The organism is Actinoallomurus liliacearum (assembly GCF_039542035.1).
GTDB classification, from domain to species: domain Bacteria; phylum Actinomycetota; class Actinomycetes; order Streptosporangiales; family Streptosporangiaceae; genus Actinoallomurus; species Actinoallomurus liliacearum.
The window spans coordinates 377680-392510 of sequence record NZ_BAABHJ010000005.1; the positions used below are offsets into that span (position 1 = coordinate 377680).

A 14831-nucleotide genomic window follows, 5' to 3' on the forward strand; every position below is an offset into this window, starting at 1 on the left:
ACTCATGTATCTCGTCATCGGTGCCACGGCCCACTTCGGGCGTCAGGCGGTAGAGGAACTGGTCGCCGCGGGTGCGCCGGTGCGTGCGCTGACCCGTACTCCGGAGCGGGCCGGGCTCCCGGAGGAAGTCGACGTCGTCCGGGGCGACCTGACCAAGCCCGAGACGCTGCCGGCGGCGCTGGCCGGCGTCGAGGCCGCCTTCCTCGTTCTGCCGTACGGGATGGATGCCGCTCCGCTCCTGGCGGCCGCGGGCCGGGCCGGGGTACGGCGACTGGTGTTCCTGTCCTCGGGGGCGGTCGTGCCGGGTGCCGAGCGGCAGCCCGACGTGATCGCCCAGTACCACCGCGACGTCGAACGGGCCATCGAGGCGTCCGGGATCGAGTGGACGTTCCTGCGGCTGCTGTTCCCCGCCATCAACTCGCTGACGTTCGCGATGCAGCTCCAGGGCGGTGACGTCATTCGCGCGCCGTACGCCGAAGCGGCCTTCAGCGCCGTGCACGAGAGGGACGTCGCCGAGGTGGCCGCGCGGCTCCTGATCGGCGGCGGGCACGCGGGGCGGGCCTACGACCTGACCGGCCCCGAGTCGCTGACCCAGGCACAGCAGGTCGGCATCCTCGGCAAGATGCTGGGACGCCCGCTCACCCTCGAGGACCTGCCCCCGGAGCCGGTGCTGGAGCAGATGAGCCGGTTCATGGACCCTGAGTTCCTGGCGGCGCTGTTCGGTCTCATGGCGCAAGCGGTCGGCAAGCCCGCGCCGGTCAACGACGTCATCGAGCAGATCACCGGGCACCCCGCGCGCACCTACGCTCGGTGGGCCGCGGATCACCGGGCCGACTTCGGCGGCTGATCAACGAGACAGGAGCGGCGGATGCCGCTCCTGCCGTACGGACGGAAAGGACGGCACGGTGACACGGGTGCTGGGGCGACGAGAGTTGGGACGAGCTCTGCTGGCCCGACAGTGGCTGCTGGAACGGGTCGACGCGACCGCCGAGGAGGCGGTCACCCGGCTGGTCGGCCTGCAGGCGCAGGCACCGTACGCGCCCTACTTCGGACTCTTCAGCAGGTTGCGAAAGTTCGGCACCGCCGACCTGGCGGACGCGCTGACCGAGCGCCGCCTGGTGCGGGTCGCGCTGATGCGCAGTACCGTGCACCTGGTCACCACGGCGGACTACCGATCGTTGCGGCCATGGGCGCAGCCTGCGCTCGACCGTGAGCTGAACACGGCGTTCAAGACGATGCTGACCGGTCTGGACCGTGCGGCCGTGGCGGAGTCGGGCCGGACGCTGCTGGGCGCACGGCACCTCACCCCCAGGGAGCTGAGGGCGGCGCTGCACGAGCGCTGGCCCGATCGCGAGCCCCGCGCGCTCGCCACCGTCGTGCGCAACCTGGTGCCGCTGGTGCAGGTGCCACCACGCGCCGTCTGGGGCGTCGGCGGCACCACGCGGTACGCCATGGCGGCCGACTGGACCGGAGCCGAGCCCGCCCCCGCCGCCGACTGCGAACACATCGTGCTGCGCTACCTCGCCGCGTTCGGACCGGCCGCTGTCACCGACGTGCAGACATGGGCGGGCCGAACGCGGCTGCGTCCCGTCCTGGAGGGGCTGCGACCGCAACTGGCGGTCTTCCGCGACGAGCACGGGGTGGAGCTGTTCGATCTGCCGGATGCGCCACGCCCCGGTGCCGACGCCCCCGCGCCGGTTCGCTTCTTGCCCGAATACGACAACCTGCTGGCCTCCCACGCCGACCGCACCCGTGTGATCTCGGAGCAGGACCGCAAACGGGTCATGACGCGCAACGGGATGCGCGCCGCCTTCCTGGTGGACGGGCAGGTGACGGGCGCCTGGAAGCTCCATCTGGGCAACGCGTCAGCGACTCTGGAGATCGACCCGTTCCGGCCACTGACCACCACCGAGCGCGCCGAAGTCGAGGCCGAAGGCGCCCGGCTGCTGGAGTTCGCCGCGCCCGGCGCCGACCACGACCTCTGCAGCGGCAGAGCCACGTTCATCGGCCGCGAGAACGCGGTGACCGGCCCCCTGGCATCTGCTGCCTCCTAGCGGCACCAGATGCCAGGGATCACGGCTTGGAACCGGTCATCGGCCACGGGCAGGCAAGAGCGCTTCACCGTAGCCGGGGCCGACGCCGTCATCATGGACATGGCCGAACTCGTCCCGCACCTCACCCAGCGGCAGCCCACGGCCGACCGACCAGGAGACGGCGAGACACCGTCGCTCGCGAGCCTCGAACGAGACACCAGCGCTCTAGCGGACGCTCAAGCTGAGCGTCTTCGACCTGGCGATGACGGTGTCCTCGTCACGGAACAGGGTGTAGAAGATCTCCACGCCACCTCGATACGCGGCGGCGTAGGCGTGCTGCATGTCGAAGGTGAATTCCATCGGTGTCTCCGGCTGCGCGATCGGATCCCACTGGACGGTGCTGGAACGGTCGACGACCCACTCCACCTGAACCACGCCGCCCACCGCCATGGCGTGATGGGCCGGGATCCGCACGGTGACGCCGTCGATGAGCGCAGTGTCGAGGAGCCCGTCGACGGCCTCCAGGACGACGGGCGCGGGCAGCGTGCCGGACTCGTCGGAGCCCTGGACGGGCACTGGGCCGCCGTGGGGGTCCTTCAGGGGAAGTTTGCCTTCGGAGAGGGAGGAACAGACATTCCAGACCTCCCGGAGGAACGCCGGGTAGTCCTCGCCGTACGTGTGCACGGCGGCCGACACGGCCGCGATGGCCGCCTCGAGTGCGTTGGGCCGGCCCGCATGGAACACCGCGGGCAGCGCCATGTGCGGTTGCGATATCCGCGGCGGCTTCGGAGGGCTTTTCGCTGAGGACACGACGGCGGTCTCGACTTCGAGCCCGCGCCGCCGGCCCGGAGCCGGCGGGGAGTGGGGCATCGGGGGTGGCTCGGCCTCGCCGATCGTGCGGTCCGGGACGTTCGGGTCGGCCTTCAGGGACCGCCACATGCGGTCCCAGTCGTCGAAGGGGGAGGGGAGCGGACGTCCCTGTGCGAGCGCGGTGAGGGCCGGGGCGACCCAGTCGAGGTCGGCGAGACCGGCCGTCGTGGTGGCGCTCCGGGCGGCGAACGCGGCCACCCTGCGCTGGACGCCGGGTCCTGCGGCATCGAGCGCGTGCACGAGGTCGGCGTCGTACCGCACGAGGCCCAACGCGCTCGGGGTGGCGCGCAGGGCGTCGGTCGGCAACCGGCCGCCCCACTCGTACCGCTCGGCCTCGCGCCGCCGTTCGTGGTCGGCGCGCTTGCGCTCGGCGCGGGCCCGCTGTTCGGCCCCGGCGCGTACGGCGGTCGTGGGAGGCGGCGGAAGCTCGCGGGCGGATCGGTGCCAGTGGGCGGCTATCTCGGAGGTCTGCCGTACGATCCGATCCGGTTCGGGCGGGGCCGCCCAGAACTGGAGCAGATAGCGGTCCGCCTGCGGCTGGTCCACCCGCGTGTCCAGGGCGTTTCCCTCGTCCATTCCCTGCGCGCAGTAGCGCACCCGGTAGTCGATCTGCGCGAGGTTCAGCTCCCAGGCGCCTTCGCCGCCCCAGAGTTCGAGGAACGTTTGGGAGGTCCGTGGGCGAAAGGACACCTCCACGACGTCCGCCCATGCCGGGTCCAGCTCCGGCGCGTGCTCATGGATTTCCACGGTGAAGCCCACATCGCCGGTGTGCAGGCCGGTGACCAGCCACAGGAAGCCCGGCACGGCGGCCCCGCAGAGTCCTGACGTCTGTCCGGCGAAGGCATCGTCCAGGTCCGGCATGTGCTTGGAACCGCTCTCGACATAGAGCTGCCCGTAGTGGACACGCACCTCTCCATCGACCGGCCTGCGCATCGGAACCTCCCCTATGAACTGCCGCGGAATGCTAGAGGAGGCGACCGACAGTCCCATGGTCACGACCGCTTCCCACGTCCGCAGGCGATGGCCGGTCTCTTAGCCGTGATCCCTGGCGGGTGGCGCCTCTAGGAGACAGCAGACGCCAGGGATCACGGCAGCCTGTCGGCCGACTGCAACGGTCGCGTGCGAGCGCGTGAGGCGAGGCGATCTCAAGCCGTACGGCATCCGGACGCGAGGCCCGTTCAGCGGGCGGCGGTCCTCTCTCCGAGCAGGAGCGCCTGTCCCAGCTCGTCCGCCACCTCCAGGACGGTCTTCACGACGTCGGGGGTGGTGCGGAAGTTCACGAAGCACGCGCGCAGGCAGGTGCGGCCATCGACGATCGCTGGTGCGAGGAAGACGCGGCCGTCGGCCTGCATGGCCCGGGCGAGCCGCTCGTTGTGGGTGTCGAGCTCGCCGTCGCTCATCCCGGGCGGGACGTGCCGGAAGCAGGCGGTCGACAGCATCGGCTCATGAAGCAGCTCGAAGGAGGCGTGCGCCCGTACCTCGTCGGCGAGCAGCGCCGCGTTGGCGAGCGTGCCCTCGATCCAGGTACGGAACTGGTCGGCGCCGTGGACCCGCATCGCCAGCCACAGGCGCAGGGAGCGGAAGGGCCGGGAGTATTCGAAGGTGTGGTCGACCGGGTTGCCGGTGTCCTCCGCGTGGAGCATGTAGCGCTCCTCGTGCCCGAACGCCGCTCGTAGCGGACCGCGGTGACGTACGAGGATGACGCTGCAGCTCTTCTGCATGCCGAGCCACTTGTGCGCGTCGATGGTGACGGAGTCGGCGCGGTCGAGTCCGGTGAACCAGTGCGCGGCCGTCGAGGTGGCGGCGGCCGGTAGGCCGTAGGCGCCGTCGACGTGCAGCCATACCCCTTGGCGCTCGCACACGTCGGCGATCGCGGCGAGGGGGTCGACCGCTCCGGTCAATGTGGTGCCGGCGGTCGCGACGACGGCCACGGGAGTGAAACCCTCCGCCCGGTCGCGCTCGAGGGCATCGTGGAGCGAGTCCACGCGCATTCGGTGCCGTTCGTCGGTCGGGATCCGGCGCAGTGCCCGGCGGCCCAGGCCCGCCGCCTCCACGGCGCGCGCGATGGAGTGGTGCGCCTCGTCCGAGCAGTAGACGGTGGCCCGGTGGCTGGCGACTCCCTCCTCACGGGCTCCCGGCAGCGCCTGCTCCCGCGCCGCGAGCAAGGCGGTCAGGTTGGAAGTCTGGCCTCCGCTGGTGAAGTGCCCCTCACCCAGCGGGAAGCCGACGAAGTCGGCCACCCAGCGTACGGCCTGCTGGTCGAGCAGGTCGGCGGTCCCGGCGGCGGTGGCCAGGTTCGCGTCATAGGCGGCGGACAGCGCCGAGGCCAGCACGCTCACCTCCAGACCGCTGGAGCCGACATAGGCGAGGAACAGCGGCCGCGACGGCGACACGCTGGACTCCAGGATGTTCACGGCGTCATCGAGCGCGGCGCGCGTGTCGTCCGGCTGCTCCGGCAGCGGGCCGCGCAGTCGCTCGACCAGGTCCGCGTCGACCCCCGGCTCACACGGTCGGGGACGGTCGAACGACTCCCACGCCGCCGTCAGGTAGCGGCACAGGTCTTCCAGGACTCCTGCCCGGTCGGCGAGCGCCGAAGGCGAGGTACGAAGCAATTCCGGAAGGTGGTGGCCAGGCGAATCGGTCATGCCGGAACTGTGGAGAGGGCATGGGCATCAGCGCAACAGGCCATCGTTTCATTGCGCAGGATGGCATTTGTACGGGACAGAAGGTGTCATACTGCGCAATGTGGATGCTCTCGATGCCCGGATCCTTCTCGCCGTCGACGACGATCCCGATGCCACCAGCCTCGCCCTGGCCAAGCGGCTCGGCATCGCCCGCAACACTCTCCACGCCCGGCTGCAGCGGCTCCAGGCGGCCGGCGCCGTACGCGAGTTCTCGCGCCGCGTCGACCCCGCCGCCCTCGGGTACGGCCTCGTCGCGTTCGTCTCCGTCGCCCTGAGCCAGACCACCGGGCGCCGTGCGACCGCCGCCCTCGCGGACTTCCCCGAAGTCATCGAGATGCACTCCACGACGGGCGAGGCCGACCTGCTGCTGAAGGTCGTCGCTCGCGACACCGCCGACCTGCACCGCATCTCCGGAGAACTCCTCGCCGTCCCTGACGTCGTGCGCACCAGCACAGTGATCTCCCTCCGCGAGGAGCTGCCGGTGCGCACCCGCGCGCTGATCGAACGAGCCGCCGACCAGCGGCACCCCTGGTGAGTGACGAGGCGTGACAGGCGGTGGTGGCGGCCGCGCTGCCGGCAGGGATGATGCCGTCCTCTGCGGAACATCCATGGGTGGTTTCGCCGTCGGCCGGCCTTCGGGCCGAGCTCGAGGCTGAGGCGGTCATCGCAGGCCGGAGTTGGAAGGAACCCCCGGCCGTACGGCCGGGGGCTCGGGGGTTGGCTGGAAGGTCGGTCCTGGAGGCGGGACACCGCCGGACCGCCCTCTATTTCAGCGGCCGGACTCGATGATCTGGTCGGCCGCCGCGCGGAACGCCTCCATGTGCGTGCCGGCCGTCTTGAGCAGCGTCACGACGGCCTGCAGCCGGCGCTCGTCGAGCTGCCGGAAGTCGTCCGGGGTCGCCTTGGCGAGCTTCGCGATCTCCGCGGCCTGGGCCTCGAACATCTGAGCCGTTGCCGCCGCCCAGTCGGGCAGCGCGGCCGTCAGCGTCTGATGAGCCAGCTCCTCGGCCTTCTCGGCCTCGTCGGGGTTGTTCTCAGCCTCGAAGTCGGAGGCCAGCTCGACCAGGGTCCTGAAGCGCTCGAGCTTGCGCTTGAGAGCTTGCGGCAGACCGGACGGCTTCTGGTGGTTCATGGATCTCCTTTTGGACCAACACACCCGAGTTTGTTCGGGATCACCGGGGACCGTCCGGCTGCGACTACGGAATGCAACCGATCTTCCTTTCACGCCGCTGATCCGCCGTGTCTCCTGGCTTGAGCGGAACAAAGGAAGGTCCGACGGGGCCGTCCTCCGATGCCGCGGAAGTCCCCGCCGCGGTGGCGCGTGAGGTCGGTCGTGCGAGTGGCCAAGGCCAGGGAAGCAGGGACTGTCCTTTTCGGGTCTGCGGCAACAGCCGTAGGTCAACGCAACGGAAGGACCCGAAAGATGTCTGGAACCGCTGGCAGCGGACCGGCCACCCCTCCGACCGGACGACCCGGCACGAGCCCGAGCGGCCCGGCGGGAAGCTCCCCGGGCAGGAAGGGCGGGACCGGCCCCACCGGTACCTCGGGAGCGGGGCCGGACAAGCCGCGCGGCCACTGAGCCGGGGCCGGGTGCAAGCCCGGCTCTGACAACATTCGCCCGGTGGGGTGCGGCTGAGCGCCGCCCCCACCGGGCATTTCCGATGTACTTCGGTTCAATGCTTTGCAGGCGTGACCGGCCCTGTTGTCTCTCCGTCGGCATCCGGGGCGGTGTCGGCGCAGGTGGTGAGCCGGTGGGCCAGGGCGCGTACGTGGTCGCGCAGGGCGTCCGGGGACTCGATCACGAACGGGAGGTCCAGCCAGGCCAGAACGCCGGCGACCCAGTCCAGCCGCTCCGCCCGCAGCCGGACCCGTACCCGGCCGCCGCCCTCCTCGCCTCCGGAGGCCGCCGGCGGCTCGGCGGAATCCGGCACGTCACGGGGCGTGGCGGGATCCTGTGCGGGGTCGGCGGGGAGTTCCTGCACGGTGGCGATGCCGGCCGGGAGCCGGGAGCGGACCTGTTCGGCGGTGCCCTGGACCCGCAGCGACACCTCGTGCAGGTAGGGGACCTCGGTGAGCCCGGACAGCACCCGGGCGGTCGGGTCGAACCCCTCGGGCACCTCGAACGACCCCTGCAACGCCGTCGCGCTCTCGATCCGGTCCAGCCGGAACGTGCGGACCTCGCCGCTGGCCGAGTCCGCTCCGGTGACGTACCAGCGCCCGGAGTGCAGGACGATCCCGTACGGGTGCACGGTGCGCTCGCTGCGCCGTCCGCCCCACGCCTGGTAGCCGATGGCGACCGGCCACCGGTGCCGCGCGGCCTCCGCCAGTACGAGCAGCACGCCCGCCTCGGGGGAGGCCACCGGCCGGGCCGGGGCGGTGAACTCGGCGGTCGCCAGCAGTGCCTCGAGCCGTCGGCCGAGCGCCGCGGGCAGCACCCGGCGTACCTTGGCGGCGGCGTTCTCCATCGCCGCGGCGGAGGTGGTCACCAGCCCGGCCCGCCGACCGGCGAACAGGCCCAGCAGCACGGCCAGCGCCTCCTCGTCGGTGAGCATCAGCGGGGGCATCCGGTATCCGGGGGCGAGGTGGTAGCCGCCGTACCGGCCGCGTACCGACCGGACCGGGATGTCCAGGTCGATCAGGTGGTCGACGTAGCGCCGGACGGTGCGCTCGTCGACGCCGAGCCGGTCGGCGAGGTCGGCGACGGTACGGGTGCCGCCGGCCTGGAGGATCTCCAGCAGGGCGAGCACTCGGGCGGTGGGTCGGGTCACGTCTGAAGTGTCTCGCGAATACCGGGCGGATACTGTCCTGTATCCGGCCTAGCGTGCCGATCATGACGACTTACGTACTTGTCCCCGGGTTCTGGCTCGGCGCCTGGGCCTGGCGCACGGTGGCGGCCGACCTGCGCGGCCGCGGGCACGACGTCCACCCGCTCAGCCTGACCGGGATGGGGGAGCGGGCGCATCTGGCCCGGCCCGACACCGACCTGGAGACGCACGTCACCGACGTGCTCAACCTGATCCGCTACGAGGACCTGCGCGACGTCGTGCTGGTCGGGCACAGCTACGCCGGGGCGGTGGTGATCCCGAGCGTGGCGGACCGGATGCCGGACCGGATCTCTCGGCTGGTGTTCATCGACAGCGGGCCGCTGCCGGACGGGATGTCGCAGGCGGAGTTCGCCTCGCCCGAGGAACAGGCCCGCAACGCCGAGCTGGTGCGCACGGCGGGGGACGGCTGGCGGCTGCCGCCCCCGCCGTGGGCGCAGCTGGCCGCCGGGGCGGCCGAACTGCCCGGCGGCGCGCTCGAGCGGCTCGAGGAGCTGTCGGTGCCGCAGCCGTGGGCGACCGTCACCGCCCCGGCCCGGCTGACCGGAACCTGGGAGAAGCTCCCACGGCTGCACGTGCTGTGCGGCTTCTCAGTGGAGCAGGTCCGGGCGAACATCGGCATCGTTCCCGCCTTCCGCCACATGGCGGTCGACGACGGGGCCTACCGGGAGCTGCCCGGCTGGCACTGGCCGATGTTCGACCGGCCCGCCGAGCTGGCGGCGATCCTGCACGAGGTGGCCTGACCGCAGCCCTGGCGGCGATCCTGCACGAGGTGCCTGACGGCGATGAGAACCGCCGCCTCGTCGTGCCGCTTCGCCTCATCGCCGGTCCCGCGCGCCACCTGCGCGTCCGCTCGGCCGCAGCCGGTCCGCCGGCTGCGGCCGGCCGGAGGTTGCGCGAAGCGTGGAACGCGGGCCATCATCGGGGCATGATCTCCAACCGAAAGGGCGGCGACGCCCAGGCGCTTTGATCGCGCCCCCGCGGCGCCATGACGCCGCAGAGCCCAAGGCCGCCCTCCGCAGTAAGAGCGCTTACGGCCTATGGCAGGAAGCCGTCGAGATCCGGCAGGAGTGGCTCGCCTACGGCCTGTCCACGCAGCCGGCCGACCGACGGACCGCCGAACACAGCCTGACCAGGATCTACGCGAGACTCTCGCGCGGACGGCCGCGGTTCGTCTGGGTGGACTCTCCGGAACAGGCGATCCCGCTGGTCACCGGCCTGCCCACTCTCGACCGGCTGTACGAGTGGATCCGGGATCCTCGGCCGCGGGGGACACCCCCACTGGCCGGCGATCTCGCCATGGTCGGCTCGCAGTTGCGCGGTGCGCTCAGCGCCGGCGTCGCACACGCCGACCCTGAACTGTCATCCGCGCGCAAGGACAAGCGCGACGGGCAGTGGCCCGAACTGCCACCGCTCAAGGCGATCGAGGCGGGCGTTCCGTTGGGTGTCGTGCTGCACCGGGGCGTCCGCGCCGCACTGCACCGGAGCCTCGCCCACGGGTTCCGGACACCCGTTCGGAACACGCTCGCGGGCCGCGGGCCCGTACCGGTGTGCTGGTACGGGCAGCAGGACGCGGGATGGGTCGCCTACTACGACACCCTGTACCGGCTCGGGCTGGCCTCCTACCGGCCGGACGACCTCGAGCACCTCGACGACTGGGCCGCGCTGACGCGCTCGTGCGGCTGGTGGTGGCCCGGCGAGGACGTGTGCGTCGTCGTGGAGCGGCCCGAACTGGTCGTGACCGAACCGGTTCCCGGGGCCTGGCACGACGAGGTCCGGCTCCGTCGCGGCGGCGTCCGCTACCGCGACGGCTGGCATCCGCTCCTGGCCTGACCCACCGGTGGGCCGGTCCGCTCGCCACCGTGAGCGGACCGGCCCACACACCGGTCGTCGGGTCAGGCCTGGGGCGGGAGGTCGTCGAACTCGACGATCTGCCGCACCTCGACCTCGATCTCCTCGAACAGGTCGGCGTACTCCTCGGCGTACCGCACGGCCTGCGCCCGGTCCTCGGCGTTGATCAGCGCGAAGCCGCCGATGACCTCCTTGGCCTCGGTGAACGGCCCGTCGGTGACCTTGGTCGCCGCGCCTCGGTCCTTACGGACCAGCGCGCCCTTCGCGGACGGGTGGACGCCCTCGGCGGTGATCAGGATGCCCCGGTCGGTCCAGTCCTGGATCATCTCGCCCATCTTCTGCATGAACTCCTGGCTGGGGTTCCAGGCCTCCGGGGCGCGCTCGTCGAGCCGGTGCATCATCAGGAATCGCATGACTTTCTCCCTTGTCGTGTCGGGCCGGGTCCGGTCGGTTCCGGACGCGATGGCCGGCCGTCACCTACGCGTCGAACGACGACACGAGGAATCGACACCCCGGCATCAGATTTTTTTATCCGATTCCCGGCAGTGAGCCGACGGGGCCGACGTACAGCCAGGCGCCGTCCTGGAGGATGAAGCGGCTGTTCTCCTCCAGGTGCCGCGGGCGGTTCCGTAGGACGTAGTGCGCGCGGAAGTGGACGGTTCCGTCGGTGTCGAGATAGCTCCCGCCGGCGGTCCGGAGGACCTCGAGGCGCTCCCACCGCAGGGCCTCGTCGAAGTCGACGTGCGGCGGCCGCGTCGACGGATGCCACGTACGCAGGAGATAGGCCTCGTCGCCGACGCAGAAGGCGCTGTAGCGCGAGCGCATCAGCCGCTCCGCGGTCGGCGCCTTAGCGTCGCCGCGGTGGTATCGCCCGCAGCACTCGTCGTACGGTGCGGGCAGCCCGCAGTGGCAGGTGTCCGGGCCGCGCTCGCTCATGCTCGTCATTCTGTCGCGACGCGGTCAGGGCCGCGACCGCGGCGCGGTGACGCCCTCGGTCGCGGACGCGGCGCGGGCCGGCGGCCGACCGGTCCGCCGTGGCCCGTCGCCGGGTGGCGGCGGGCGGCGGCGGGCGGCCGACTCATCGCGCCGGCGACACGGTCGCGGCGAGAACGTCCCTGAACGACGTGGGCGGCCGGCCGAGGAGGCGGGCCAGGGTCGGGTCGACCTCGGCGAACTCGCCCTGCCGGCTCGCGACGAAGATGCCCAGCAGCAGGTCGGCCACCGCCTCGGGAAGGCCGTGGGCGACCAGACCGGCCCGGTACTCCTCGTCGGACACGACGACCCGGCGGATCGTGCGGCCGGTCAACTCGGAGGCGATCTCGGCCACTCGGGTGAGGTCGATGGCCTCCGCGCCGGTGAGGGCGGGGGTCAGGCCGTCCAGACCACCGTCGTCGGTGAGGGCGATCGCGGCGGCCTCGGCCAGGTCGGCGTGGGCGGTCCAGGAGACCGGGCCGTCCTCCGGCGCGGCCAGTTCGCCGGTCTCCAGCGCGTTGCCGAGCAGCATGACCCCCGATGCCGCGTAGAACCCGTTGCGCAGGGAGGTGAACGGCATTCCCGAGTCCGTCAGCGCGGCCTCGGTGGCGGCGTGGTCGGGCATCGGCGCGAACGGCGAGGACGGGTTCGCCCCCATGTGGCTCGTGTAGAGGACGCGGCTCGCCCCGGCCCGCGCGGCCGCCTCGATCGCCGTACGGTGCCGGCGCAGGGCCGTCTCGCCGGTGTCGTCGACGGACACGATGAGGACCCGCGACGCCCCTTCGAAGGCGTGCGCGAGGTTCTCGGGGTCCTCGAAGTCGCCCTGGCGCACGCGGACGCCTCGCGCGCGAAGCTCGGACGCCTTCTCCGGGTCGCGGACGCTGACGCCGATCCGGTCGGCGGGGACGCGTTCGAGCAGGCGCTCCACGGTCGCCTTGCCCAGCTGACCACTGGCTCCGGTGACGATGATCATCTCGACCTCCAGTCGCGGGGCGGCGGATCCGTGTCGGCCCGGTGGGCTGCTCCGCCGCCGCTAACGCGAAGACGTTAGCATCGTTATCAGCGGGCCGCTAACGATGAACCGTTAACATTGATTCATGGACGATCAGGGCACCGCCGCCTCGGCCGGCGCGCGTGACGGAACGCGGCTGCGGATCCTCGCCGCCGCGGCCGACCTGCTCGCCGAAGGCGGCCATGAGGCCGTGTCGACCAGGGCCGTCGGCGCGGCCGCCGGCGTGCAGGCGCCGACCATCTACCGCCTCTTCGGCGACAAACGCGGGCTCCTCGACGCGCTGGCGACCTACGGGTTCACCGCGTACCTGGGCCGCAAGACGGAACGCGAACCGAGCGACGACCCGGTCGAGGACCTGCGGGCCGGGTGGGACCTGCACGTCGGCTTCGGCCTGGCGAACCCGGCGCTCTACGCGCTGATGTACGGCGACCCTCGCCCCGGCGTCCCGCCGTCGGCGGCCGTCGCCGCGGCCGAGATCCTGGCCGGGCACATCGGCCGGATCGCCCGGGCGGGCCGCCTGAAGGTCGGCGAAGAGCGCGCCGCGCAGCTCGTCCACGCCGCCGGCTCGGGGACGACGTTGGCGCTCATCGCGCTGCCGGAAGAGGCCCGTGACCTGGGGCTGTCCGACCTCGCCCGGGAGGCCGTCATCGCCGCGATCACCACGGACGTGCCCGTTCCGGCGGCGAGGGGCCCGGTCGGCGCCGCGGTCGCCCTCCGCGCCGTCCTTCCGGAGACGACCGCCCTGAGCGAGGGCGAGCAGGGCCTGCTGCGCGAGTGGCTCGACCGCATCGCCGGCGACGCCTCGTGAGGCCGAGACCCGAAGCCGGCGTCAGGGCGGCGGGTGGTGCGCCCGGACGCGGGCGTGGTCGTGAGGTGGCGCGGGCTCATCCGTCCTGACGGGCCGCGGAGCGGTGTCGCTGGGCGGCGTCGGCCGTCAGTACGGCGTCGAGGAGACCGGGGAACAGCGCGCCCAGGTCGGCTCGGCGCAGGGCGGTCATCTTGGCGGTGCCCCGGTAGACCTGGCTGATCAGCCCCGCCTCCCGGAGGACGCGGAAGTGATGGGTGGTGGTCGACTTGGTGACCGCCAGGTCGATGGCGGAGCACGCGACCTCCTCGCCGGGCGGCAGCTCGGCGAGAAAGCGGACCACCTGGAGGCGCGCCGGGTCGGAGAGCGCGTGGAGCACCGACTCGAGTCGGATGTCCGCGCGTGCGGGGTGATCGAGGACCCGGCCGGCGGTCGGCACGGCAGCTCCCTTCCCGGCCCGTCGATTAAGTACGACGACCTTCGTAGTTTGACGTTTTGCGTACTACGGCGTATATCGTACTAAGAACCCCGGCCGAAGGAGAATGATCCGTGAGTGCGTTGTTCGAGCCCCTCACCCTGCGGGAGCTGACGTTCCCCAACCGCGCCTGGATGCCGCCGATGTGCCAGTACTCCGCCCCGGACGAAGGGCCGGACACGGGCGTCGCGGGCGACTGGCACCTGGCGCATCAGGCGGCGCGCGCGGTGGGCGGCGCGGGTCTGATCATCACCGAGGCGACGGCGGTCAACCCCGAGGGCCGGATCAGCCCGGCCGACCTCGGCCTGTGGAACGACCGTCAGCAGGACGGCCTCGCCCGCGTCGTCGCGTTCCTGCGCGCGCACGGCAGCGTGCCCGGCATCCAGCTCGCCCACGCGGGCCGCAAGGCCTCCACCGAGCGGCCTTGGCGAGGCGGGGCTCCCATCGCTCCCGACGAGCCGTACGGCTGGCGGCCGGTGGCCCCGAGCCCGCTGCCGTTCACCGCGGACGGTCCCGTGCCGGCCGAGCTGACCCGCGAGCAGATCGGCCGCATCGTCGAGGACTTCGCGGCCGCCGCCCGGCGGGCCCTCGCGGCAGGGTTCCAGGTGGCCGAGATCCACGGCGCGCACGGGTACCTGCTGCACGAGTTCGTCTCGCCGCACGCCAACCGGCGCACCGACGAGTACGGCGGCTCGTTCGAGAACCGGATCCGCCTCTCGTTGGAGGTCGTCGACGCCGTCCGCGCGGTCTGGCCCGACGAGCTGCCGGTGTTCTACCGGATCTCGGCGACCGACTGGCTGAGCGAGAACCCCCAGGACGGCCGCGAGGGCTGGACCGTGCCCGACAGCGTGCGGCTGGCCAAGGAGCTGCTGGCCCATGGCGTCGACCTCCTCGACGTCTCCAGCGGCGGCATCGCCCCCGACGCGCGGATCACGGCCGGGCCGGGCTACCAGGTCCCGTTCGCCGCGCAGATCAAGGCCGAGACCGACGTGCCGGTCGCCGCGGTCGGTGAGATCACCGAGCCCCGGCAGGCTGAGGAGATCATCGCCTCGGGGCAGGCCGACGCGGTGCTCGTGGGACGCGAGCTGCTGCGCGACCCGTTCTGGCCGAACCGCGCGGCCCGCGTGCTCGGCGCCGAGCCCACCTGGCCCGATCAGTACCACCGCGCCGTCTGAGGACCGTGGCTCCGCCCCGCGCGGGTCGCCGGTACGACCGCTCGGCGGGGCCGCGACTCCGGGTCGTCGGTACGGCCGCCCGGCCGATCGGCGGAGCTCGGCCCGGTCTCTCGACTTCGGTCTGTCCCTTTC

The 14831-nt window shown here is 72.2% G+C and carries 15 protein-coding genes; 7 read left to right on the forward strand and 8 right to left on the reverse strand.

Annotated features, from left to right (window positions below; translation table 11 throughout):
- Nucleotides 1-4: 4 nt before the first annotated feature.
- Nucleotides 5-847, forward strand: coding sequence for an NAD(P)H-binding protein (locus ABD978_RS09405; protein ID WP_345351641.1), 843 nt, complete (start codon nt 5-7; stop codon nt 845-847).
- 58 nt (nt 848-905) lie between these two features.
- Nucleotides 906-2054 (forward strand): winged helix DNA-binding domain-containing protein, encoded by a 1149-nt coding sequence (locus ABD978_RS09410; protein WP_345351644.1) that lies wholly within the window; start codon nt 906-908, stop codon nt 2052-2054.
- Between the two features lie 204 nt (nt 2055-2258).
- On the opposite strand, the gene ABD978_RS09415 is transcribed toward ABD978_RS09410, so the two are convergent.
- Both ABD978_RS09415 and ABD978_RS09420 read right to left on the reverse strand, forming a co-directional pair.
- A complete protein-coding gene (locus ABD978_RS09415; RefSeq protein ID WP_345351647.1) occupies nt 2259-3836 on the reverse strand; it encodes a hypothetical protein in 1578 nt (525 codons plus the stop codon).
- Between the two features lie 245 nt (nt 3837-4081).
- Nucleotides 4082-5548 carry a pyridoxal phosphate-dependent decarboxylase family protein gene (locus tag ABD978_RS09420; protein ID WP_345351650.1) on the reverse strand — a complete coding sequence of 489 codons (1467 nt, stop codon included), beginning with the start codon at nt 5546-5548 and terminating at the stop codon, nt 4082-4084.
- A gap of 100 nt (nt 5549-5648) precedes the next feature.
- Between ABD978_RS09420 and ABD978_RS09425 the strand changes: the two genes are divergently transcribed.
- Nucleotides 5649-6122, forward strand: a complete 474-nt coding sequence (locus ABD978_RS09425; RefSeq protein WP_345351653.1) for an Lrp/AsnC family transcriptional regulator — start codon at nt 5649-5651, stop codon at nt 6120-6122.
- Nucleotides 6123-6356: 234 nt separating this feature from the next.
- On the opposite strand, the gene ABD978_RS09430 is transcribed toward ABD978_RS09425, so the two are convergent.
- Together ABD978_RS09430 and ABD978_RS09435 are read right to left on the reverse strand one after the other, a co-directional pair.
- Nucleotides 6357-6719, reverse strand: a complete 363-nt coding sequence (locus ABD978_RS09430) for a hypothetical protein (RefSeq protein WP_345351656.1) — start codon at nt 6717-6719, stop codon at nt 6357-6359.
- 541 nt (nt 6720-7260) lie between these two features.
- The gene (locus tag ABD978_RS09435) at nt 7261-8355 is read right to left on the reverse strand and encodes a helix-turn-helix transcriptional regulator (RefSeq protein WP_345351659.1); all 1095 of its coding nucleotides are present in this window, start codon (nt 8353-8355) and stop codon (nt 7261-7263) included.
- 62 nt (nt 8356-8417) lie between these two features.
- On the opposite strand from ABD978_RS09435, the gene ABD978_RS09440 reads away from it, so the two are divergent.
- Together ABD978_RS09440 and ABD978_RS09445 are read left to right on the forward strand one after the other, a co-directional pair.
- On the forward strand, nt 8418-9152 hold the full coding sequence (locus tag ABD978_RS09440; protein WP_345351662.1) for an alpha/beta fold hydrolase: 735 nt from the start codon (nt 8418-8420) through the stop codon (nt 9150-9152).
- 223 nt (nt 9153-9375) lie between these two features.
- Nucleotides 9376-10242, forward strand: a complete 867-nt coding sequence (locus tag ABD978_RS09445; RefSeq protein ID WP_345351665.1) for a DUF6745 domain-containing protein — start codon at nt 9376-9378, stop codon at nt 10240-10242.
- Nucleotides 10243-10304: 62 nt separating this feature from the next.
- Here ABD978_RS09445 and ABD978_RS09450 read toward each other — a convergent pair whose 3' ends face one another.
- The 3 genes from ABD978_RS09450 to ABD978_RS09460 all read right to left on the reverse strand — a co-directional run bounded on the left by ABD978_RS09450 (nt 10305) and on the right by ABD978_RS09460 (nt 12205).
- Nucleotides 10305-10673 carry a YciI family protein gene (locus tag ABD978_RS09450; protein WP_345351668.1) on the reverse strand — a complete coding sequence of 123 codons (369 nt, stop codon included), beginning with the start codon at nt 10671-10673 and terminating at the stop codon, nt 10305-10307.
- Between the two features lie 115 nt (nt 10674-10788).
- The gene (locus ABD978_RS09455; protein WP_345351671.1) at nt 10789-11196 is read right to left on the reverse strand and encodes a YchJ family protein; all 408 of its coding nucleotides are present in this window, start codon (nt 11194-11196) and stop codon (nt 10789-10791) included.
- Nucleotides 11197-11338: 142 nt separating this feature from the next.
- Nucleotides 11339-12205, reverse strand: coding sequence for an NAD(P)H-binding protein (locus ABD978_RS09460; protein WP_345351674.1), 867 nt, complete (start codon nt 12203-12205; stop codon nt 11339-11341).
- Between the two features lie 124 nt (nt 12206-12329).
- Between ABD978_RS09460 and ABD978_RS09465 the strand changes: the two genes are divergently transcribed.
- Nucleotides 12330-13052 (forward strand): TetR/AcrR family transcriptional regulator, encoded by a 723-nt coding sequence (locus ABD978_RS09465; RefSeq protein WP_345351677.1) that lies wholly within the window; start codon nt 12330-12332, stop codon nt 13050-13052.
- Between the two features lie 76 nt (nt 13053-13128).
- Here ABD978_RS09465 and ABD978_RS09470 read toward each other — a convergent pair whose 3' ends face one another.
- Complete coding sequence (locus ABD978_RS09470; protein ID WP_345351680.1) at nt 13129-13488, reverse strand: ArsR/SmtB family transcription factor; 360 nt, start codon at nt 13486-13488, stop codon at nt 13129-13131.
- 110 nt (nt 13489-13598) lie between these two features.
- Here ABD978_RS09470 and ABD978_RS09475 point away from each other — a divergent pair, with 110 nt between their 5' ends.
- Nucleotides 13599-14699 carry an NADH:flavin oxidoreductase/NADH oxidase gene (locus tag ABD978_RS09475; protein WP_345351683.1) on the forward strand — a complete coding sequence of 367 codons (1101 nt, stop codon included), beginning with the start codon at nt 13599-13601 and terminating at the stop codon, nt 14697-14699.
- Nucleotides 14700-14831 lie beyond the last annotated feature (132 nt).